The following is a 21499-nucleotide window of genomic DNA, read 5'->3' as shown; positions in this document are numbered from 1 at the left end:
GGATAAGGCGGCAAAGAGTCACTCGTCTGTCCGGTTTAGGGCTTGGAGCATGATCTGGGCGAGGTGCACTCCGTCGGCGGAGGTTCCCTGCGCGATTTGAGTGCGGCAAGAGAATCCGTCTGCGAGAACGATGGTGCCGTCCGCAGCGTTTCGGATGGCGGGGAACAGTTCCCGCTCACCGAGAGTCTGGGAGATGTCGTAGTGGCCTGGTTCGAAGCCCCAGTTGCCAGCCAACCCACAGCAGCCTCCCCCGATGACAGTGGTGTTTACGCCGAGTTTTTCCATGACATTAAGTTCCGGTTCATATCCAAGGGCTGACTTTTGATGGCAATGCACCTGACACAGCGCTTCAGCAGGACGGCCCGCATCGCTGGATAGTTTCCCGAATGGCCAGGGCTTGCCGTCTTGGAGGTGCTGGGCGGCGAACGACCCAAGGGTCTGAGTGAGTTGCGAAACGAGTGCAGCGCGGTCGTCATCCGGCAGCAGTTCAGTAATTTCCTCTTGCAGCATGACGGTGCACGATGGCTCTAAGCCGATCACCGGATATCCCGCACGTAACAGCGGTTCCATTACATCGAGGGTGTCTCGCAGGACCTTTTTGGTCATGTCCAACTGCCCTGTGGAGTGCCACGTAAGACCGCAGCAGACATTGCCCATTGGCATGAGAACGCGGTATCCCATTGCTTCCAGGACGTCGACTGCTGCTTTCCCGGGCGCGTCGGCTGAGAAGTTAGTGAAGGTGTCCGGCCAGAGGACTACGGATTCACGGGTATCGTCGACTTCTGCTGATGATGAGCGCCGGCGGCGGAACCATGCCGTCAGCGGTTGCGGGGCAAAGGTGATCATTCGCCGCTTCGTCTCGATGCCACCCAGTCGTTTGGTCAGTTCTTCGATTGGTCGGAAGGACTCTAGGAGGTTGATGAGGCGGAAGGCGAAAGGGATGCGTTCGGTGATGCGCATGAGGTAAGGCATCCAGCCCATGGTGAATTGGGCCATGGGCCGCCGGTTTTTTCCGATGAACGAAAACAGTCCGTGGCGATAGTGGTGATGGAGGAATTCCGCTTTGTAGGTGGCCATGTCGACGTTGACGGGGCATTCCGTGGCGCAGGCCTTGCAAGAAAGGCACAGGTCAAGGGCTTCGAGGGTTTCCTTCGATTTCCATCCGTCAGTGATGCTTTCGCCCCTGAGCATCTCCGCGAGTGACCGGGCGCGGCCCCGGGTTGAATGGACTTCGTCTTTGGTTGCCTGGAAAGACGGGCACATGGCACCCACATCAGAGCGGCAGGCACCAACACCGACACAACGGTTCACAGCGTTGGCGAAGGAACCTTCGTCCCGGGTAAAGGCGTGGACGGGTGTCAGTTCGAAGGTGCGCGCTCCCGGGCCGGGGCGGATCCCTTGGTCAACAGGTTCCGGGTTTACCAGGACACCAGGGTTGAAGAAGCCTTCCAGATCGAAGATGTTCTTGAACTCGCTAAATGATGTCAGGGCTTCGGGTGTGTAGATGGTTGCCAATAGTTCGGAGCGGGCCCGGCCGTCACCGTGTTCGCCGGAAACGGAGCCTCCGTAGCGGCGGACGAGTTCTGCGGCTTTTTCGATGAATTCCCGGTAGGCGGCGACGCCGGCGTCGCTGCTGAAGTCGAAGGAGATTCGGATGTGGACGCATCCTTCGCCGAAGTGGCCGAAGGGGATGCCGGACAGGTCGCTTTCGTCCATCAGGTCGTAGAGGTCACGCAGGTACTCGCCAAAACGGTGGGGAGGGACGGCTGAGTCTTCCCAGCCGGGCCAGGCTTCTCCGCCCTCAGGCAGGCGGGTGACGATGCCGGCGCCTGCTTCGCGGATGTTCCAGAGGGCTTTTGCGAGGGGACCTTCAGGCACGACGATGGAGTCGACGACCTTCTCGGATATCAGACCGGGCAGTTCAAGGGCACGTGTTTCGGCCTCCTGGAGGGTGTCGGCTCCGACTTCGCAGTAGAGCCAGCCTCCGCCTGCGGGCAGTTCTGATCCGGCTGTTTCCCTGCCTGGCCTGGTTTGGAGGGCCTGGATGAGGTCTGCTCCCATGCCTTCAATGGTGTACACGTGTGCGATTCGAAGCTTGGGGGCCGCGGCCGCGGCGGCGAAGACGTCTTCGAACCCGAGGACTGCCAAGGCGGTGTGTGCGGGCTTGCGGACAAGTTTAACGGTGAGCTCTGTGATGACTCCGCAGGTGCCCTCCGTTCCGGCGAAGGCTTTGGCGGTGTCGAAGCCGTGTTCGCTGAGCAGGTAGTGCAGGCCGTATCCAGAGACTTGGCGGGGGAACTGGCCAAGTTCCGTGCGAAGCATTGCAAGGTGTCGGTCGCGCAGCGCGGTGAGTGCAAGGGTGATTTTCGGTTCGGAGGTGAAGCCCTTGCCGAGTTCGATTTCGCTTCCGTCCCCCAGCATGACCTTGACGGCTACGAGGTTGTCTGCGCTGGTGCCCCAGGCCACGGAGTGGGATCCGCAGGCGTTGTTCGCGACCATTCCGCCTATTGTGCATCGGGAGTGGGTGGACGGGTCTGGCCCGTAGGTGAGGCCGAATTCCGAGGCAGCGTCCCGCAGTTGGTCGCACACTACGCCCGGTTCGATGACGGCGGTCATGGTTTCCGGGTCAATGGATTTGATCCGGTTGAAGTGCCTGGAAGTGTCGATGATGAGGCCCTCGCCGATGGCGTTGCCCGCGACGGATGTTCCTCCGCCACGGGAGATGACCGACCAGCCGCGACTCTGCGCTAAGGCCAGCGCTTCCCGGACTTCCTCGGCGTTGCGCGGTTCGACGACTGCTGCCGGGAGCCTGCGGTAGATGGACGCGTCGGAGACGTAGGCGGCGCGAGTGGTGAGGTCGTCTCGGATGTCGATCATGGTTCCCGTCTTAGTGTGCTTCTGTGCCAGCCTCGGAGCCTGTTGGCCCCGTTGTAGGCGGACAGCCCGTGAGCTGGCTTAAGGGCTGCTGGAGTGAATTGGGGGAGGGTGATGGTACCTGCCGGCCCCGCAGGGCCGACAGATCCCAATGTCACGTCAGGCGGAGGTGATCCGTGCAGGTGCCGCGCTGGTTGCGAAGGCCTGGTCGAAGAATTCCTGGAGCCGGTCGCACATCTCGATGAATTCGGGGTGGTCGCCGTACATGAAGTCGTTGTGCCGACCCTTCACGGTGTAGAGCGTCTTCGGGGATTCTGCCGCTTCATACAGCGAGGCAGCTTCCTCGAAAGGGTGCAGCGTGTTGTTTTCGCCGTGGGCGATGAACAGCGGCGTCGGCGACAGGTACTGGACCGCCCGCTCCACCTTGGTGTCGATGATGGATTCGGTGAACTGCAGTCGGGTGGGGTGCCCGAAACCGTAGACCTGTTCAAGTTCCTTGCCGACGTAGTCCTTGGTCGCCGGGTCCAGCGGGTAGTGATGGAACGTGTCGGCGAGCTTGGACTCGCCTTCGAGGACCCGGCGGGTGCGGTCTTCCCGGACCTCGTCGAGGATCTTGGTCCATTCATCGTAGGTGTGGATGGACTTCAGCCAACGCTCCCCGTCGTAGAAGCCGTTCAGCGCTGCAACTCCGGCGACGTTCTTTGCCTTTTCCCCGGCCAAAACGACGTTCGCCGCACCCATACCCCAGCCGATGAGCCCGATTTGGGAATTGTCGACCTCTTCCTGGGCCTGCATGAAGGTGATGGCGTTCCTGACGTCTTCGACCTGCTGTTCGATCAGCACGGTGCCTTTGGGGCCCTCGCTGTCGGCCATGCCGCGGTAGTCAAAGCCAAGGCAGATGTATCCGCGCGCGGTCAGATTCTCGGCGAACAACTTCGGGTAGAAGTTGTTGAAGCCCTGGTATCCGGAGTTCACGATGATCGCAGGGCTGGGACCGGTCTGGGAGAGGTCGTCCGGGTAGTAGATGCTGGCCTGAAGACGGCTGCTTTCGCTGAAGAATGTTGTCTTTTTCTCAATCATGATTTTCCTCGGTTTTCTGGGTGGTTCAGCGGTATGGCTTGTATGCGCTGTTGTCTGGTGTTTGTTACTCAGGTGATGGTTTGGACTGATTCTTCTGTGCCGAGGGCCTTTCGACTGTTGGGCGGGTACACAGGCAGCCGGATCCGGCAGGGGCAGGGCTGGTTCAGCTGTGAGATTGTGGTGGCGGGTTGCCGGGGAAGTCCAGGTTGTAAGGAGCCTCTAGCAGCGTGGCCTGGTCTCCTTCCGGAGCTCGCTAGTTGGGCGAGAACAGCGATTCGGGAGTTATGGAGGCTGCGGCTTCCAGCCATCGACGGTCGAGGCCTTCGGCGCTGAGCGTGTCAACGAGGAGCATGAGTGCTTCGGGCGGGGGAGGGGAAGTGGGTTGGCCGGCGTCTGAGGAAAGGATCAGCCGGTCCCCGGCGGCTTGGGCGGCGCGGGCCAGCATGGCTGGGGTGCAGCCTGGCTGGTGCAGCAGCTGGTAGGTGGTGATTTCTGCGTAGCCTCCGCCCTCCACGAGTGTGCGGATTGCATCCGGTTGGAGGCCCGGGACGGTGTAGGAAGGGTGGGTGAACATCAGCCGGTTGATTCCGTAGTGTCGGGCTCTTTCGCTGAGCCATCGGCATTCGTCTCCGCTGAGGTGCCCGGTAGCGAGCACCGCGTCATGGTCTGCGATGAGGGCCAGCACGGTTTCGGTGGCCTCTGTGGCTTTGGTGTTGACGGGGGGAATGGCGTACGTCCGGGTTCCTATTCGGGGTTCGTGCTGGCACAGCCGGGGAAGGTCGGCGGTGTGCTGGGTGTGGGCATCGGCTGTGGGCATCCAGATGACCCGGCCTCCCGCGCCGAGAGCCGCTGCGACTGCCGATGGATTGACGCCCTCGCAGTGCTGATTGAGGGCCAACCCGCCGTAGACGGCTTTGCCGGTAGCGCGGGCTGCTGCGTGGGCGCGCCCCACTGTCGATTCGTAGTGGGCTTTCAGCACGAAGCCGGAGAAGTCCGCGGCAGCGTACATGTGGCTGATGTCGTGGTCATCGCCGATGCGGTCCAGGACGTCGGGTCCGGCGTGCACGTGGCTGTCGAACACTAGAGTTCCTCCTCCTGAGCCAGTCGTGCTGCTTCACGGGCGATAAGGTCAGCCCTGCTTTCTTGCAGAAGTGGCCACTGTCTGCGCAGAGCGCGAAGTTCTCCCAGGTCCAGTTCGCAGTCCAGTTCGCCGGGTTCCTGGCCCAGCTGTGCCATGACCTCGCCCGAGGGGTGGATGACGCGGGAGCCGCCCCAGAAATCGTTACCGTTTTCCCGCCCAACCCGGTTGATGAAGAGGACAAAGGCCTGTGTGGTGACGGCCGCGTGGCGGAGGATGAGGTCCCAAGCCTGGTCGGTCGGCAGCCCCACGTTGCTGGTGACACTGTTCACCGGGATGACCAGGACTTCGGCCCCTGCGTGGCCCGCCAGCCAGGGCATGGGCGGCTGCCATGCGTCGTTGCAGATCAGGGTTGAGATCCGGGCCTTGGGCAGGTCGTAGCAGTGCAGTCTGCCGCCGGGGCGGAAGTGTTTGCGTTCCTCCCATGCCCGGTAGGTCGGCAGGTACATTTTGCGTTGTACCTGGACTTGGTTGTTGGTGATCAGGGCCGCGCTGTTGAAGGTGTGGTGGCGGTCCGCTTCGGCAAAGCCGACCAGCGCTGCCGGGCCGTAGCTTCCGAGCCGGAGCAGGCGTTCGTCGTTGGCGTTGATGGGCTGGGCGTCTGGGACTTGTCCTAGATGGTAACCGTGGGTGGCCAGCTCTGCAGTGGTCACCAGGTCAAAGTCCGAAGCGGCCCGCACCAGGTGGTTCAGGTGTTCCAGGTTGCCGGAAACGTCCCCTAATGATGGGTCAGTTTGCAGCAGCCGCACTTTGAGGGGTGAGGCGTCCGGGGTCGGGGTGTCAGGCACCGATGAAGCCCTTCTCGCTGAGCCAGGTCTTCGCGGTTTCCTCCGGGGTCTTTCCGTCCACGTCGACCTTGGCGTTGAGCTGGCGCAGTGTTTCGTCAGTAAGGGCCTCGGCTACTTTGCCCAGGACGTCGCCTACTGCGGGATTTGCCTTGATGACCTCGGTGCGAATGCTTACTGCGGGGTTGTACGGGGTGAAGTAGTTTTTGTCATCCTCAAGGACGGTGAGGCCGAGCGCTTCAATGCGGCCATCGGTGGCGAACACCTCACCGAAATTGCACGGGGCTGCCTTGTCAATGGAGTTGTATACGGCACCGGCGGCGAGCTCGGAAACGTTGTTGCGGGGCAGCTTGAATCCGTAGGCATTTTCGACACCAGGCCACCCATCGTTGCGGCCAAAGAATTCGGCCGCGCCGCAGAAGCCTGCTGCGGCGGGATCATTGGTGGCGAGGGCAGCGTAGTCGGACATCGTTTTCACATGGAGCTCTGCCGCTTTTTCGTGGCTGATTGCGACGGCGTAGGTGTTGTTGGCCTGCGACGGCTTCAACCAGGTGACCGAGTTTTTCGCTTCATCCTGTTTGGCTACTGCTTCGTAGAGCTTTTGCGGGTCTGCCATGGGCTCGGTTTGTCCCAGGTGGGTGATCCAGCCTGTACCGGTGTACTCCCAGTAAAGGTCGATGTCACCGCTGGTAAGAGCGGAACGGACGCTGCTGGTACCGGAAAGCCCGCAGCTGCGGCGGACTTCGGCACCTGTCGATTCCAGTGCCTGGGCGGCGACCTCACACAGCACCAGCTGCTCAGTGAATTCCTTGCCGCCGACAGCGAGCTTAACGCCCTCTAGGTTGCTGTCCTTCGCGAGGGAGCCGCCCGTGACTCCGCTCGGCGGAGCTTCTCCGAGGCTGCAGCCGGAGAGCAATATGCCGGCAGCAATGGCGACGGCGAAAATAGTCTTGTTGCGCATTGGGGGGAATCCTTATCTAGAGGGGGGAGAGCTTAGACGCCCTTTGGGCGAAGGCGATTTTCAATGAATCCAGCCAGTGAGTCGACCAGCAGAGCCAGTGCGATAGTGAGAAGGCAGCCGGTGAGCAGAATGGGCATGCGGTAGAACACGATCCCGCGCTCAATCAGGTCCCCCAGACCACCCGCGTTGGTGTAGGTGGCGAGCGTGGCTACACCCACGTTCAGGATCAACGACACCCGGATACCGGCCAGCATGACCGGAACTGCGAGCGGCACCTCGACGGTGAAGAGAATCCTCCGCGCGTTCATGCCCATGCCTTTGGCCGCGTCGATGATGAAGGGTGAGACCTGTTGCAGTCCTATGATCGTGTTCCGCAGGATGGGCAGCAGAGCATAGATTACGAGCGCTATGACGGCCATGTTGAACCCGACGCCGAAGAGCAGGGCCAGGAGAACCAGGATCCCGATGGATGGGATGGCCTGGCCTGCATTCGCGATGGCAAGCACGGGGGCCCGGAAGTACTTGGCCCAAGGCCGGCTCAGCAGGATACCGACAGGCACACCTATTGCAACAACCGTGACCGTGGATATGACGACCAACAGGACATGCTGGTACGCCTTCTCCAAAATGACATCGGGGGCCAGTGCACGGGCTTCAATGGTGTCAAGATCAGCGGTCGCGATGTAAACCAGTGTCCCCACTACGAGGAGCACCGCGATTGCCGGCATGATCCATCCGGAATAGCTCCTTGGTCTGGGGCGTCGTACTGTTGCCGTTAGCCGGGTCGCCGAGGCTGTCACTGGACTGCCCCTTGCTTCGCCTGCGCCGTTGCCAGGAGCATGTCCTGCACCGTCAGAGTCTCTCCTCCGTTCACCTGCACCCGCTCTGCCCCATGCTCGAGCATCTTCTCCAGCACAGCGGCGACCGTATCAGTGCGCTGCACCGTCAGTTCAGCCGGCCGCAGGTCCGAACTGGGCGGGACCTGCAGGTCACCGATGCGGAGCAGCGACAGCCGGCGCAACGCAGCTCCTTCACCGATGAAGGAGCGGACGAAGTCATCAGCAGGGTTGGTCAGGATTTCCAGGGGAGTCGCGAACTGCGCCAGCCGGGAGCCTTCAGCGAAAATGGCGATCCGGTCCCCGAGCCGCAGTGCTTCGTCGATGTCGTGCGTGACGAAGACGATAGTTTTGCGGATGCGCTGCTGAAGTTGCAGGAATTCCCCCTGCAGGCGGTCACGTGTAATCGGGTCGATAGCGCCGAAGGGTTCATCCATGAGCATCACCGGCGGGTCGGCAGCCAAGGCACGTGCCACACCGACGCGTTGCTGCTGGCCTCCCGAGAGTTGCTTCGGGTAGCGGGACCGGTAGCTGTGGGGGTCCAACCCCACCAGCTCCAGCAGTTCTTCCACACGGGCAGCAATCTTCTTTTTGTCCCAGCCGAGCATGGATGGAACCAGCCCGATGTTCTGTTCGATAGTCATGTGGGGCAGGAGACCAACCTGCTGGATTACGTAACCGATGTGTCGGCGCAACTCATCAGGGTTGGCGTGCGTGACGTTCTGGCCATCGATCCAGATTTCTCCCCCCGATGGCTCAACGAGCCGATTCATCATTCGCAGTGTGGTCGTCTTTCCGCAGCCGGAGGGGCCGACCAGGCAGATGAACTCGCCGCGCTTGATTTCCATGGAGAGTGGTGCAACCGACGGGGCGGGCGCACCTTCGTAGTGCTTGGAGACACTGATCAGCCGAATCATGGCATCCGTGTAACCGGTGGCGGCGAGCTGGGCGTTAGACATGTAGTTTTAGACCTCTCGGTGTTGAGATGCGGCCAAGAAAGATGAAGAGAAGGTCAAGGATCGCTGCGACGGCCACGATCGCTACGACACCCGCGAGGGCCTCATTCAGGGCGTTTGCTCCGCCGATGCGCGACAGGCCCCTAAAAATGAGTTCGCCAAGACCAGGGCCGCGTACGGCCGCGCCGATGGCAGCGATGGCGACCACCATGATCGTCGCTACCCGGATGCCGTTCAAAATGACAGGCCAGGCCAGCGGGACGCGAATGCGCCAGAGGCGCTGCCAGGAGCCCATGCCCATGCCGCGGGCCGCATCAATCACTCCCTCGTCTACGGTTTCGAAACCCGTTACTGCGTTGCGAAGAATCGGGAACACCGCGTAGACGGTCAGCGCCAGCACAGTGGGCACGACTCCGAGCCCGAACAACGGAATCATGAGACCGAAAAGGGCAAAGGAAGGAATGGTCAAGATGGTTCCAGCCACAGAGAGCGCGACCTTGCGCACCTGAGGCAGAGTCTCCGTGGCTACGGCGATGATGAGGCTGAGCACCGTCGCGAGCATCACTGAAATCATGACCACTTCAATGTGTTGGATGAGCAGGAAACTGATTCGCGCCTGGTTTTCGTCGACGTAGTCAAAGAAGTTCATGAAGTCCTTCTGAGGTCGGTGTTGGGTCCATTCTGGGCATGGTGATTGTCCTTGGATCGAGCGGGAGGGGAAGATAGGGAGCGACTGAGATACGTCGCTGCCTGGGCAATCTGGCGGCCCACGTGGGTTAGGTTGTCGGCGATACGGAATGAGGGGGCGGAAATGTTGATAGCCGCGATGATTCGGCCGTGAACATCGCGGACAGGCGCTGCTGCCCCGGAAAGGCCATCTTCGAACTCGTCAACAACCAAGGCATAGCCCTGCAGGCGGGCGTTCTCCACCCGGGCCACGACTTCGTCGACGCTTGTGGGTGCTTGTGAACCGGGCCCCTTGCTGAAGGTCTTCTCAATCAGAGCGTGGATCTCGTCGGAAGTGTGATCAAACAGCAGTGCCCGCCCCGAAGAAGTGCACCAGATAGGTACGGCCCGACCCACCCATACGTTTGCCTCTATGACCTGTTGGGGTCCCTCAGAAACGATGGTAAAAACGTCCTCGTTTCGCCGAATGCTCAGGTGGACCCGCTCGCCGAGCAGGGTCGCAAGTTGTCGCATCACGGGCGGAGCCAGGAGAAGCAAGCGCTGATCCCCGGCCTGGGCAGCAACAGCGAAAAGCTTCCACCCGAGACGGTGCAGCCCCGTCGCGTCGCGCTCCACCAAGCCCAAGTCCACCAGCGGCTTCAATTGCCGTGAGACACTCGACTTGTCACGCGCCAGGGCTCGAGCAAGACCCGAAACCGTCAGCCCGAGGTTGCCCTCTTGGCTCGTGTGGGACAAGGCCTCAAAGATTGCCAACATCTTCGCAGGTCCTGTGTCTTGACTCTCATTCACAAAACAACTGTCAATCAATGGTGCAAAGAGCGCAATGGACCGTTGCATTTTTTACAACACTTCTGCCGTTACGTTCGGCAAGATCACGGCAGCCCCGGGGTTGGGGCTGGTACTGCCACGACACCGAGCGTTAGGGAGAGGTCAGAAAGGCTCGGGCAGGGTTACGCCAGCGCTCAGCTGCCCAGTGCTGCCTACACAGCCTGGTTCCCTCCACCCCGGAAGCTGGGCAAGGACGTCTGGGGCGACATCCGCAATCGCGTTGCAAGCAGGACTTCGGCCGCGAGCACGGACCGCACGCCCTTCCCAACCTATGGTGCACTTTCTCCTGCCTAATTCTGGCTGGCACAACGGTTCCCGGTTCTGCCGGAGGTGAATTGTGTTGTGGTGGAGAGGTCAGAGGGGCAACTGGCCTTCGCCGATGTTTGCTCTTCCGCCCGGATAAGGAGGCCTGGAGAACTGGCCGGCGTGGCTCTTTCTGCTCTAATTCCCTGCAGGTCCCCCTTGCAGGATGGTGCGCGCGGTCCAGTTCGCGGCGCCGATGAGGCTGGCCTCTTCGGCGCGTTTGGCTTGGGTGAGCGGGAGCTCGCTGAGCGGCGGCCTGGCCTTAGCAATGCCGCTGCGAATGGCGGGCTCCACGAGATCCCATGACTGGGCCATGGAACCTCCCACGATGAGCGTTTCTGCCTCGAACGATTCAAGGTAACGGGCCAGCGCCACGCCGAGGGCTGAAAATGCTTCGTGGAGAACGCGGGAGGCAGTGGCGTGGCCGGTGCGGGCTGCCTGAGCGATCTCCCTGACGTCAGGAATTCGGCTCGGATCCTCGGCAGGGTTAATGCCCGTTGCAGTGGCGTAGGCCGTCCGGATGGCGCGCCTGGAGACATGATCTTCCAGCGGCACTCCGTTATGTTCCAGAAGGTAGGCCGACCCGTCCGGGGGAACGGAGGAGCCCGTCTTGACAGGTGCGCCATTGTCTAGAAAGCTCGAACCGATTCCAGTGCCGAGCGTTAGGCACACGGCGCGCTTGTGGCTTCCCGCTGTTCCGATGGCGTATTCGCCGATTCCAAAGGCGTCAGCGTCGTTAAGGAAGGCGAGAGTTTGTGGGTGCAAGCGCTGTGCCAATGAGTTACGGAGGTCATGGTCCCGGAGCTGGTCGAATTTTCTCACGTCGTGGTAGCGTGCAATCCCGCTCTCGTAATCAAAGGGGCCAGGCAGGGCGACGCCCCAATTGTTGTTATGAGCATCCCCCAGGTTGATGGCTGCCTCACTTAGCGTAGCCACGATGTCATCGACCGCGCCATGGGCATCGAGATGGAGGCGCTTAACTGTGCCTGACAGAACTTCCCAGCGAGGCTCGGCCTTAACGAGGGCAGCCGTGACATGGGTCCCGCCGATCTCCAGAGCGGGAAAGGCAGAGCCGGGCTCAGCTCCGGGGTCTAAGTGAAGTGTCATGGGTGAAAGTCCTCTTTGATTGATATTCTTGTTACAAAAAGTGCGGATAGTAGCGTTACCCGGACGCAGCCATCACGTAAGGAGCGGCAATTGCGAGAGGCAAGCAGCGTGCCATCATCGTCAGCGCCGACCGTGCGGGATGTTGCCGTCAGAGCCGGTGTGAGCCCGATGACGGTGTCTCGAACAATGTCCGGTGGGTTGAACGTCCGTCCCGAGGTCCAGGAGCGCGTGTTTAAGGCGGTGCAGGAGCTCGGTTACTGGCGAAATCATAGTGCCCGTAACATCCGCCTTGGACGCCCTTCGGGCTTGGTGGGCATCGTGGTTACAAACATCGGGAATCCGTATTACGGCGAATTTGCGTTGGGTATTGAGGGCATTGCAGAGGAATATGGCCGGCAGATAGTGGTGGGCAATACCGGGGAGGACCCGGGCCGGGAGCGCGAGCTGCTCACGGATTTCGCTGCCCGCCAGATTGAAGGCGTAATTCTGGTTCCGGCAGGGAATGGTCTTGAACTTCCGGGCTCCAATCGCCTGGCCCATGTGCCTCTGGTACTGGCCTCGCGCACCATCGACGGCCTGGCTGCCGACACAGTTCTCGTCGATGACATCGAAGGCGCACGGTCCGGCACCCAGTGCTTACTTGATGACGGACACACGCGAATAGCCTTCTTGGGGGACGCCGCGGGCATTTCCACCACTCGCCGCCGGTTGCACGGCTTTTCCACAGCGCTGTCGATCGCGGGAATCGCTCAGGAAGAAGTGCTGCAGGTTCCCTGCAGGGATGCTCCCACCGCACAAAGTGAAGTCGCACGGCTCCTGAACGCTGCCGACCCTCCTACAGCCTTCTTCTCGAGCAACAACCGGATTACGGTGGGTGCGCTCCGGGCCATTTGCGAGTACCGGAACGCTCACCCAGGCTTTCCTGTTCCGGCGTTGGCCTGTTTCGATGACGTCGAACTCGCCGACTTGCTGCAGGTCCCGCTGGTTGTCATGTCGCATGATCCGAAGGAACTGGGAGAGCAGGCCGCTCGGCTGCTCTTTGACCGGCTTGCCGGATCTGTCCCAGCCGAGCCGCGTGATGTCCGGGTCGCTGTAACTATCCATCGCTACTGACGAAGTTCATCTATTTCACTGAGCCTGCTGTCACACCCTCGGTGATGTAGCGCTGCAGGAAGATGTACAGGATGAATACGGGCAGCGCGACCATGGAAGTGTAGGCAAGTGTTGCGGGCCAGTCGGTGGTGTAGGCAACCTTGAAAGACGCCAGTCCAACGGGGAGTGTTTGGATTGACGGGTCGGTGCTGAACAGCAATGACACAAAGTAGTCGTTCCAGACCGTTACGGTTCCCAAAATGATGTTGGTGGCCACGGCCGGCCGTGCCAGGGGCATGACAATGGCAAACAAGGTGCGGAGCCTGCCGGCTCCGTCGATGGAGGCAGATTCCTCCACCTCCATCGGCAGGGCAGCAAAGAATGCCGCAAAGATGACCACCGACAGGGGAAGCTGCAGGGCGGCATTCACGATGATCATCGGCAGGACAGTCCCGAGCAGTCCGAGTGCCTGCATTTCAACGAAGAGCGGGACCAGGCCGCTCTGCACCGGGATGAAAAGCCCGAAGGCGAACAATCCAGTCAGAAGGATGCCCAGTCGCCGGGGTTTAATGCGCGCACATACGTAGCCTGCCCCTGCCCCGACGATAGAGCTAAGCAAAACGCTGGCGATCGTCACAACCAGGCTGTTACGGGCCCTCAGCGGGACGTCACCGACCGTCCACGCTCGTGCGAAGTTTCCCCATTGCAGCTCTCCCGGCAACGCGACAGGGTTTGCATACACCTCGGCTTGGGATTTCAGGGATGTCAAGAGCATCAGCGCGGTCGGGAAGATGACAGCACAGAGCGCCAGCATCAGCACCAGGAAAACGAGGACAGAGCGGAGAGGCCGACGGGCCTTGACCCTTGGTGCGGTTAATACCGTCATTCCTGCATTCTCCTCGAAGTTAGCCAGCGCTGGGCCAATACGACCAGCACAATGATCACGGTAAGGACCACCGATTGGGCCACGGAATAGCCGTAGTTGGAGTTCAGGAAGGCGGTTTGGTAAATCAGTGTGCCAACCGTTTCAGTGGCTCCGGCCGGCCCGCCTCCAGTCATCAGATACACCTGATCGAAGAGCTTCAGGTTTCCCGCCAGCGAGATCAGAACAGCGATGGATACAGAAGGGGCAAGCAGCGGCCAGGTAATGGACCTGAACTGACGTGCACCAGCCGCGCCGTCAATAGCGGCAGCTTCATAGACCTCCTGCGGTATGTTCTTGAGCCCGGCGAGGAAGATGATCATCATGTATCCAGCGAACTGCCAGATGACCACGATGCTCACACCCAGGAGCGCGCTTTGTTGGTTGCCCAGCACGTCCCTGAGAAAGGTGTCGCCAAGGCCAGCGGCTTCGGCGAACTTACCCACAAGCCCCACAGCGGGGCTGTACATAAAACCCCAGATCAAAGCAATCACAGCGGTGCTCATCAGCGCCGGCGCGAAGAAGACGCCCCGCATGAAGGCGACCCCACGTCTTGCCCGGTTCAGTAGCAGAGCCAACCCGAGCCCCACGCCGACCTGACCCGCCACGATGACGACGGTGAAGATCAGTGTATGCACGAGCGCCGCCGCATACTTCCGGTCTCCGGCCATCTTCACGAAGTTATCAAGACCGATCCACTTTGGCGGATTGATCCCGTCCCAACGCGTGAAGGAGAAGTAAAACCCGGCGACGACGGGTCCGATCAAGAAGCCGAGGTAGATTACCAACGCGGGCAGGGCGAGAAGCGCGAAGGACCATTCGAACCTGGTCCGCTCCCGGAGCCGCAGGGGCGCAGGGCCCTTGCGGCTCGCGGCTGGACCGGCGTCCATTGTTGAGCGTGTCATTAGGGGGTGTTGTAGTCGGTCTGGTTGTCGTCGTCCTGCAGTGCCTGGAACTTCTTGACGGCGTCGTCCGCACTGGCGGTACCGGCGATAATCTCACCGAGGATGCTTGGCCCGGTGCCGTTCACGGACGGCCCAATGTTCGTCGGGTACGGTGCCGCGGCCTTGGTGAGCGCGTCGCTGTCAGCTTGGTATGGCGAGAAATTGCCAACCGCGCCCTTGATGGTGCTGGCATTCTTGTTCGCTTCGGAGTACGCAATGGCCGATTCCTTCTGCGTCAAGAAGTCAAGGAATTTCTCGGCGGCGTCCTTCTTCTTCGACCACGAGGTGACGCTGTACATGTTATCGGAGAGGGAAGAGGCAACGGCCGGCGGCTGCCCCGGCTCGTTGATGGGCAGCGGGAACATGCCCATCTCGAACCCCTGGGGGGTCAGGCTGGACAGCGTCCACGTTCCCATCAGGTACATCGCAGCTTTACCGGAGGCAAACACGTTCTGGCCTTCCTGACCGGGCAGGCTGTTGGCACCGGGAACGAAGTAGTCCTTCTTGACCAGGTCCTGGAATCGCTGCACCTGCCTGGTGAAGAGATTGTTGTCCTGCCACTTTGCTTTCCCTGTGGCCAGATCCTCCATGAAGCTGGGGTGTTCCTGGGCATAGATGGCAACCGCGTTGTGGTAGAAGTACTGGTTAGTCCAGGCATCCGCGGCCGTGAAAACGAACGGCGCGGTTCCGGCCGCCTTGATCTTGGCCGCCGCCGTCGTGAGTTCATCCCAGCTCTTGGGAACGTCGATCCCGAGCTTTTCGAACATGTCCTTGTTGTAAAAGACGCCGGTGACGTACGAGCTCTGCGAGTAGCCGAACGTTTTGCCATCCACTTCGCCTGGCTTCAGACCAATGTCATCAACATTGTTCAGAAAGGCCTGGCCCGTCAGGTCCTCAAAGGTGTTTGCCTTGGCGTACTTATTAAATTCAGCGCCGGCCCGGACGTTCAGGACGTCGATGTCGGCCTTTGCCGAGACCCGGGACTGGAGGATCTGGGCAAAGTCGCCGCCGCCCTGTTGGTCGAGTTTTACAGTGATGCCTGTTTTGTTCTTGAAGTCGTCCAAGATCGTCTGCGGAATCGGCTGATAGCCGAGGACATTGATGGTCTCTCCCTCGGCCGATCCCGTGGATGAACCGCCCGTTGAACAGCCTGTCATTCCTGCCGTTGCCAGCAGCAGCGTCGCTGCTGCACCAGCCAGTCTGCGTGAGAATTTCATGGTTTTCTTCCTACTTGTCCTTGTGCGTGGGTACTACTTGTGACAGCTGGAGGGGTCGCCCTGGGTCGGGCTCATTGAAGTTCGGTTATGAGGGCGATCCCGTCGGGAGCCTGGAGTTTAAGCAGACCGTCTGGTCCCACCGTGTGTTCGGCTTCCGCCCAAATGTCCAGATACCTTCCGGGCGGCAGCTGAAGCTGAACCTGCCTGCCCTGGCGGTCGCTTGTTGCCGGGGCGAAGACGCCCCAGGCAGGACCGTTCTCCCCATTGATTGTCAGAAGGGTGGTGTGGGCACTGAGGGGACGGCACGGCCGGGATATCGAGCTCGTCGCGTGGCGAAGGATTGCGTTGACGCCGGACCTTCCGGCATCCGCGTCCAGGATGGTGTTGGCCAGGGACGCGGCAACGAGAATCAGTCTTCCGGCGCCCCAGGGGCGTTCCCACGCAACAGGCTTCCCGTCCTTGGCGAAGAGGGGCTCTTCCAGCGGAGTCCAGAGATCGTCGGTAAATTCGAGCTCATCGCGCACGCCAGCGAAGTACCCTACGGCCTGGCCGAACAGCTGGGCAGGGTATTTAGTGGTTCCGTCATGTGCTGTTTCCAGTCCGCGGCTCCGGGCGCCTACAGTACCGGCCATGCCGCCCGGCCAGGGACGGTGCAACTTTGCATCCAGATCAAACTGGCCGCTAAGCCCGTCAACCACTACTGTGGCGCCGTCGTGGGCGAGGCCGAGTAGCTGCTTGCCGAAGTCTGTGCTCCACGCGGCGAGGTGAGAGGCGATGATGACGTCTGCGCCTGTTTCGTCGTCCAGGCCCGAAATCGGCATCATTCCGGCCTGGATGCCGGATCGAAGCAATTCAGCGGTGAGGAGGGCGGCGGCTTGTGGTGCTGCATCAGCGCCGCGGTTAAAGGAGCCAACACCCATCTGAGAGAATGCGAATTCCACCGCCTGGGACTGCTCGGAAGTCAACACTACGGCTCGTGGTGCTGCTGCTGTCCAGTCACCGGCCGCTGTTTCCAACCGTTCAAGGCATTTCGCGACCCGGGTAACCGCCCGCGCCCGGTCCCCGATCTGGTCATCGTCGTCCAGCAGGCCCCATTCGCCGGCTTCAAAGTCCTGCGCCCTGGTATTGAAGCACCATCCGGTGACCGACTGGGCGCCGGCGAGCAACGGGGCCAGATACGTGGCGGCGATCTGGGAGTGCGATACACCGAGAGGGGTATGGCCGGCGTAGTGAGTGTTTCCCGTCTGAGCTTCGGTAACCTCGACCCCGTGCTTTCCTGGCACGTTTTGCAGAAGGGTCGTGCCTGCAATGACCAGAGGAGTATGAGTGTCCCGTTGTGCAAAGCCGAAGCTCCAAGGCGCGTGGAAGGTTGCGCCAAGGACATCCACCGTCTTAGCGATGTTCTGTAGGTTGTATCCGGCCTCGGCATGGTTATACAACGACTGACAAGGGTTGGCACACAACGGAGTTTTGCTGTCGTGTGCACGGACCTGTTTAGCCACCCAGGCAAGTTCATTCTCAATGGTTCTGGAACGAAGGACGTAGTCACTAAGAATCGGCCCGTAGGACCGCCACGTGTTCTTCCTGTGGGCCGGATGCATGACGTCATCGGGCAGCGGCACCTCATCAAATGCTGCATAACCGGTTCGCCACCTCTTGTTCAAAAGGCCGATGTCATCCCCGTACTGCTCCCGAAGGACTTCCGGCCACAAAACCCGGGCTTCATCAGTGACCAATGTGTCACCCCACGGGTTCTCCGGAGGGTTCATTGGTTCATTCCACAGAATCCACTGGCCAAGCGCCGGATGTTCGGCGTAGCGCTTGACGCATGCGGCGATATACGCCTCCATGTGCCCCCGAAACGCCGAATCCAGGGTCATGGTCTGGGAATGCAGCACTGAGCCCGTGCCAAGCCACCAGGGACCTGAATTCGCAGTAAGCGTGGCCTTGATCGTTATCCCGTGTCCGGCGGCGGCATCGAAGACGTCGTCGAAGAGATCAAAGTTCCAACGGTCCGGAGATTCGCCCTGGATCCACGGCCAGATGAGGAAGATCCGCAGCTGTCCGAAGCCAACCTCGGCGGCGCGCGCCACCAATGTTCGTGTTTCCTCCTTGGACGAATCACGTTCCAGCCAGATCTGGGTTCCAAGCTGCTTATGTACAGGCAATGCGACTCCTTGCGCGAATTTTTTGAGGCTTCATCGGCTTCTGTCCTCTCATGTGCGGAGAGCCGGCTAAACGCCGCTCCACTGCATTGATGTTCACTTTGGCACAGCTTTGGTAGCGTTACCAGACGTGAAGGATAAATAATTGGTATCGTTACCAGCTGTGAGTACGTTTCGCACAGTTGGAAAGTGAGACTGAAGTCAGCGTGAACTGCACGACCGGCTGCTGTCGGTAGACGTCACATACGACATTGCAAGACGAACAGTTTCGCTATTTATCTGCAAGGGTCTCGATTTGGATCAAATGGAGAGGAGTCGTGGCGACGAGCCGTATACGCCTGACACCGGCAACGGCCGTCTTGGCGGGCGTGGCGAGGAATGGGCGTGTTTGGCCTGGCCACATAAACTCTGCATTTATCTGCTCGTCAAGGCGCTGCCAGTTGTCGCCTGATGCTGCCTCGGAACCTTCGAGGCGCCACGACGCTTCGGTGCCCACGGCAGAGGTCACGGTGTAAAGGTTGACCGGAGTGCTCTGGATGAACGTGTAGCAAATCGAGTCTCCCGCTTCAAGTATTAGAGTGCTGTCGCCTGTATCGTCGAAGACGTTGGCTGCGACGCCGGAGGTCGCCGTCGTCGTTGCAGCTCCTCCGGCCGCTAACACTGGCGACGTCGTATCGAGCCTCATGCGGGGACATGCGCCTGGTGCGGTGTGTGCCGTTGGCGTGGTGTGCGATGCCCATGCGGTGGGTTCGGATGAGGTGGTGACGACGATCGTTGGGCCTTCCAGCAGTCGCTCACGTGGGATCTCAATTTGCTGCCATCGTTCTCCGTCGATAGTCACCTCCGCGATGTAGTCATCGTTTGGGTTCCCTTCGCGACGTATGGTGAGGATGTCTCCGAGTGGTAGTTGCACGCGTGCTTCGGGGAACAGCGGAGTGGTAAGCACAAACCGGCCCGAAACGGGAACCAGCGGGTACAACCCGAGTGCGGCGAAGAGGTACCAGGCGCTCATTTCGCCGTTGTCTTCGTCCCCTGGGTACCCTTGGCCGATTTCTGAGCCGAGGAAGAGGCGGCGAAGTGCCTCGCTGACTATTGCCTGCGTCTTGTGGTGGGCGCCCGTGAATGCGTACATGAAGGGGATATGGTGTGCTGGTTGGTTCGATAGTCCCAGCATCCCCATACGGACATCTCGGGCCTCGGCCATCTCGTGGATGGTGATGTCATAGCTGCCTCTGACGTTCTCGCGCCCGGTTTCCGGGGTGGCAAAGAAAAGGTCCAGCTGTTTCTCGAGGGCGGCTGGCCCGCCATGAAGCGTGGCAAGGCCCGCACCGTCATGCGGGGCCGTGAATGCGGTTCCCCACCCGTTGGTCTCCGTGTAGTCATGACCCCACTGAGCGGGGTCGTAGTCCCGGGTAGCAGGGACTCGCCATGTACCGTCATCGTTCCGGCCTTGGAAGAAACCAATCCGCTGGTCGAAGACTATTGCGTAGCGGGCGGCGCGGGCCGAGTAGTATTCGGCGTCGGCTGCCAAGCCCTCAAGTCGTGGATGACCTGGCGGAAGTGCCTTAAGGAGGTGGACGGCGAGCTGGGAGATTCCGAAATCATTGATCGCGGAGTCTATCGTCCACGACATTCCTTCCGGGACACGGGTGTCGGTGTAGCCGCGGAAGGTCTGGGACCGCACTCCCTTCCTCCCTACCCGGGGGTCGGGGGATACGACCGTTGCATTATGGAGTGCGGAATCGTAAGCATCGAGAGCATGGAGCCCTGGGACACCGGCTGTAATCGCGTCTGCGAAGATGACATCGCTTGTGGTTCCAGTCATGTTGTCGATCGGTCCAGGAGCGGTCCACCTGCTTGTCCAGCCGCCATCCCTGTAGTGCTGCACAAATCCCTCCAGCAGTTCTCCCGCATCGTCGGGGCGAAGAAGGTCCAATGCCGGCCAGACCGTCCGGTAGGTGTCCCAGAATCCGTTGTTGACGGTGAGGGGTCCGTCCACGACACGGAGCCCTGTTTCGAACGGTGTGTGCGGAGATTCCGGCGCGTGGAAAGGGCTGGCATAACGGTAATGCGACAGCACATGGCTTCCGACATTCTCTGATGCCGTGTTGGGGTAGAGAAACAGCCGGTAGAGCGAGGATGCTACGGTGGTGCGCTGGTCTGCAGTTGCTCCATCCACCTCGACGATCGCAAGCCTTTCGTTCCATTGACAGGCTGCAAACGCGGCGATGGCATCAAAGGTACCCTCACGCCTCGAGTCGTCCACCCCCGCGTTGTCCAGATCGAAGGCCAGGTTGCGGCCAGCTTGAGCAGTACTCAGAAAAGAGGTGCCGATCGCGATGGTCACACTCCGGGTTTCGTCGAGACTGACTCGTACGGCGCCCCGCACCTTGGAGTTGCCGTCCCGGCGGACTTCGAGCACTGGCCGGTCAATGGTTGCCCTGACAAACATCCGTGGGCTTTCGTCGGAACCGTCCACAAATCCGGTCATAACGGGGGAGCCGGAGGGAGTAGGGAGTTCCAGATGCCCGTTCTCGTCGACCTGGTCAACAACAAACCAACCTGTGCTGCCGGGGAACGTTAATCGCACGAAGACAGACCACTTGCCGGCTGTGATTTCCGCCTGGAGTCCCCCGTCCAGTTCCACGGCATAGCGGTGAGGGCGGTCGATCTCCGAACGATGGTCGAATCCCAGCGCTCTCTTGCCAGCGTCGAAGACGGGCTCATCACCACGGGAAGGCATGATCTGGAAAACGCCGCGGTCCTGAATCCATGGGCTTGGAATGTGGGACGTGGACAGTGCCTGCAGGGCGGGACGACCATCGCTGCCGTTGTGGGCAGCGTAGGTGTAAGTCCACCCAGTTGTACGTGCGTCCGTCATAGGAGTGCCAAAAACGCCACCATGCGGCACTGCGACGAGAGGTACGGTATTACCGCGTGAATAGGTGAAAGAGGAATGGGATCCCCGGGTTGTTCGAACCCAATCGATCGGTTCCGTCGGCATGGCGGGTGTGGGCTCGATCGCTACTTTGCCAACGAAGCCTTCGAAATCGGAGATTCCGTCTGATGATGGGCGGGTTGCGACCACGATCTCTGCTCGTTCCAGTTGTTTGCCCACCGCTGCATCGAGGGACACACGTTTGCGGTTCCACTGCGCTGCCTGAAGCGTCTTCGACTCGTACTGGTCGACCGGCGCTACCGCGACAGAGTGCTGATCCACTGCATCCAGGCTGGAAAGTGTCGTGCCGTCACTGAAGACCAGGTCGATAGCGACCGCGGTCGCCAGATAGGCGTCACGGATGTCCTCCCGCTCAGAGTCGAGCAGGGGAAATACGTCGTAGCGCAACTCGCTGGACGCGGCGATCGTCGCACCCTCGCCGACACTGATCGGGAGGGGTACGCGAAGCATCGTCAAATCTGCCTCACCCTCTACGTGGTACCTCAGAACAGGGCCGGGTTCCAAGCCGTGAAGCGGCTGGGAGGCAGACGCTATCGAAGGGCCTTGTGCAGCGTGGAGCGTGAGAGGCATAGGATTCCTGTTCAGTGGGCAGGCAGGCTATTGGTAACGATACCAGCCAGGGGCACCAAGTAACTCCTATAGGGA

At 60.7% G+C, this 21499-nt stretch carries 16 protein-coding genes; 1 reads left to right on the top strand and 15 read right to left on the bottom strand.

Translation table 11 applies throughout. The features are described 5' to 3' along the window. Nucleotides 1–18 precede the first annotated feature (18 nt). The 10 genes from QF038_RS11905 to QF038_RS11860 all read right to left on the bottom strand — a co-directional run bounded on the left by QF038_RS11905 (nucleotide 19) and on the right by QF038_RS11860 (nucleotide 11555). A complete protein-coding gene (locus tag QF038_RS11905) occupies nucleotides 19–2877 on the bottom strand; it encodes an FAD-binding and (Fe-S)-binding domain-containing protein (RefSeq protein WP_307610345.1) in 2859 nt (952 codons plus the stop codon). A 156-nt stretch (nucleotides 2878–3033) separates the two neighbouring features. Further along, entirely contained in the window at nucleotides 3034–3954 is a 921-nt protein-coding gene (locus QF038_RS11900; protein ID WP_307610344.1) for an alpha/beta hydrolase, read from the bottom strand. A gap of 253 nt (nucleotides 3955–4207) precedes the next feature. Beyond that, the gene (locus QF038_RS11895) at nucleotides 4208–5035 is read right to left on the bottom strand and encodes a DUF6282 family protein (protein ID WP_307610343.1); all 828 of its coding nucleotides are present in this window, start codon (nucleotides 5033–5035) and stop codon (nucleotides 4208–4210) included. Then, nucleotides 5035–5880 carry a nitrilase-related carbon-nitrogen hydrolase gene (locus QF038_RS11890; RefSeq protein WP_307610342.1) on the bottom strand — a complete coding sequence of 282 codons (846 nt, stop codon included), beginning with the start codon at nucleotides 5878–5880 and terminating at the stop codon, nucleotides 5035–5037. The genes QF038_RS11895 and QF038_RS11890 overlap by 1 nt, the downstream gene beginning before the upstream one ends. Continuing rightward, nucleotides 5873–6838 carry a glycine betaine ABC transporter substrate-binding protein gene (locus tag QF038_RS11885; RefSeq protein ID WP_307610341.1) on the bottom strand — a complete coding sequence of 322 codons (966 nt, stop codon included), beginning with the start codon at nucleotides 6836–6838 and terminating at the stop codon, nucleotides 5873–5875. Before QF038_RS11885 ends, QF038_RS11890 begins: the two co-directional genes overlap by 8 nt. Before the next feature lie 32 nt (nucleotides 6839–6870). Further along, complete coding sequence (locus QF038_RS11880; RefSeq protein ID WP_307610340.1) at nucleotides 6871–7566, bottom strand: ABC transporter permease; 696 nt, start codon at nucleotides 7564–7566, stop codon at nucleotides 6871–6873. A gap of 68 nt (nucleotides 7567–7634) precedes the next feature. Then, entirely contained in the window at nucleotides 7635–8633 is a 999-nt protein-coding gene (locus tag QF038_RS11875) for an ABC transporter ATP-binding protein (RefSeq protein ID WP_307610339.1), read from the bottom strand. After that, nucleotides 8626–9279 carry an ABC transporter permease gene (locus QF038_RS11870; protein ID WP_307610338.1) on the bottom strand — a complete coding sequence of 218 codons (654 nt, stop codon included), beginning with the start codon at nucleotides 9277–9279 and terminating at the stop codon, nucleotides 8626–8628. Before QF038_RS11870 ends, QF038_RS11875 begins: the two co-directional genes overlap by 8 nt. Then, nucleotides 9276–10073, bottom strand: a complete 798-nt coding sequence (locus tag QF038_RS11865) for an IclR family transcriptional regulator (RefSeq protein ID WP_307610337.1) — start codon at nucleotides 10071–10073, stop codon at nucleotides 9276–9278. The genes QF038_RS11870 and QF038_RS11865 overlap by 4 nt, the downstream gene beginning before the upstream one ends. A 513-nt stretch (nucleotides 10074–10586) precedes the next feature. Next, nucleotides 10587–11555 carry an ROK family protein gene (locus QF038_RS11860; protein ID WP_307610336.1) on the bottom strand — a complete coding sequence of 323 codons (969 nt, stop codon included), beginning with the start codon at nucleotides 11553–11555 and terminating at the stop codon, nucleotides 10587–10589. Between the two features lie 90 nt (nucleotides 11556–11645). On the opposite strand from QF038_RS11860, the gene QF038_RS11855 reads away from it, so the two are divergent. Next, nucleotides 11646–12668 carry a LacI family DNA-binding transcriptional regulator gene (locus tag QF038_RS11855; protein WP_307610335.1) on the top strand — a complete coding sequence of 341 codons (1023 nt, stop codon included), beginning with the start codon at nucleotides 11646–11648 and terminating at the stop codon, nucleotides 12666–12668. Between the two features lie 10 nt (nucleotides 12669–12678). On the opposite strand, the gene QF038_RS11850 is transcribed toward QF038_RS11855, so the two are convergent. From QF038_RS11850 to QF038_RS11830, 5 genes are all read right to left on the bottom strand, one after another. Next, complete coding sequence (locus QF038_RS11850; RefSeq protein WP_307610334.1) at nucleotides 12679–13533, bottom strand: carbohydrate ABC transporter permease; 855 nt, start codon at nucleotides 13531–13533, stop codon at nucleotides 12679–12681. After that, nucleotides 13530–14459 (bottom strand): carbohydrate ABC transporter permease, encoded by a 930-nt coding sequence (locus QF038_RS11845; protein WP_307610333.1) that lies wholly within the window; start codon nucleotides 14457–14459, stop codon nucleotides 13530–13532. The genes QF038_RS11850 and QF038_RS11845 overlap by 4 nt, the downstream gene beginning before the upstream one ends. Before the next feature lie 14 nt (nucleotides 14460–14473). Further along, on the bottom strand, nucleotides 14474–15730 hold the full coding sequence (locus QF038_RS11840) for an ABC transporter substrate-binding protein (RefSeq protein WP_307610332.1): 1257 nt from the start codon (nucleotides 15728–15730) through the stop codon (nucleotides 14474–14476). A 71-nt stretch (nucleotides 15731–15801) separates the two neighbouring features. After that, nucleotides 15802–17898 carry a beta-galactosidase gene (locus QF038_RS11835; protein ID WP_307610331.1) on the bottom strand — a complete coding sequence of 699 codons (2097 nt, stop codon included), beginning with the start codon at nucleotides 17896–17898 and terminating at the stop codon, nucleotides 15802–15804. 268 nt (nucleotides 17899–18166) lie between these two features. Further along, nucleotides 18167–21304 (bottom strand): GH92 family glycosyl hydrolase, encoded by a 3138-nt coding sequence (locus QF038_RS11830; protein ID WP_307610330.1) that lies wholly within the window; start codon nucleotides 21302–21304, stop codon nucleotides 18167–18169. Nucleotides 21305–21499 lie beyond the last annotated feature (195 nt).

This window comes from Pseudarthrobacter sp. W1I19, assembly GCF_030817835.1.
Classification (GTDB): Bacteria; Actinomycetota; Actinomycetes; order Actinomycetales; family Micrococcaceae; genus Arthrobacter.
This window is presented reverse-complemented; position numbering and strand designations above follow the sequence as displayed.

Excerpts from the sequence above, each read along its gene's own strand:
- QF038_RS11905 (WP_307610345.1), bottom strand. The coding sequence starts at position 2,877 with ATGATCGACATCCGAGACGACCTCACCACTCGCGCCGCCTACGTCTCC.
- QF038_RS11900 (WP_307610344.1), bottom strand. The coding sequence starts at position 3,954 with ATGATTGAGAAAAAGACAACATTCTTCAGCGAAAGCAGCCGTCTTCAG.
- QF038_RS11885 (WP_307610341.1), bottom strand. The coding sequence starts at position 6,838 with ATGCGCAACAAGACTATTTTCGCCGTCGCCATTGCTGCCGGCATATTG.
- QF038_RS11880 (WP_307610340.1), bottom strand. The coding sequence starts at position 7,566 with ATGCCGGCAATCGCGGTGCTCCTCGTAGTGGGGACACTGGTTTACATC.
- QF038_RS11875 (WP_307610339.1), bottom strand. The coding sequence starts at position 8,633 with ATGTCTAACGCCCAGCTCGCCGCCACCGGTTACACGGATGCCATGATT.
- QF038_RS11870 (WP_307610338.1), bottom strand. The coding sequence starts at position 9,279 with ATGAACTTCTTTGACTACGTCGACGAAAACCAGGCGCGAATCAGTTTC.
- QF038_RS11865 (WP_307610337.1), bottom strand. The coding sequence starts at position 10,073 with ATGTTGGCAATCTTTGAGGCCTTGTCCCACACGAGCCAAGAGGGCAAC.
- QF038_RS11860 (WP_307610336.1), bottom strand. The coding sequence starts at position 11,555 with ATGACACTTCACTTAGACCCCGGAGCTGAGCCCGGCTCTGCCTTTCCC.
- QF038_RS11850 (WP_307610334.1), bottom strand. The coding sequence starts at position 13,533 with ATGACGGTATTAACCGCACCAAGGGTCAAGGCCCGTCGGCCTCTCCGC.
- QF038_RS11845 (WP_307610333.1), bottom strand. The coding sequence starts at position 14,459 with ATGGACGCCGGTCCAGCCGCGAGCCGCAAGGGCCCTGCGCCCCTGCGG.
- QF038_RS11840 (WP_307610332.1), bottom strand. The coding sequence starts at position 15,730 with ATGAAATTCTCACGCAGACTGGCTGGTGCAGCAGCGACGCTGCTGCTG.
- QF038_RS11830 (WP_307610330.1), bottom strand. The coding sequence starts at position 21,304 with ATGCTTCGCGTACCCCTCCCGATCAGTGTCGGCGAGGGTGCGACGATC.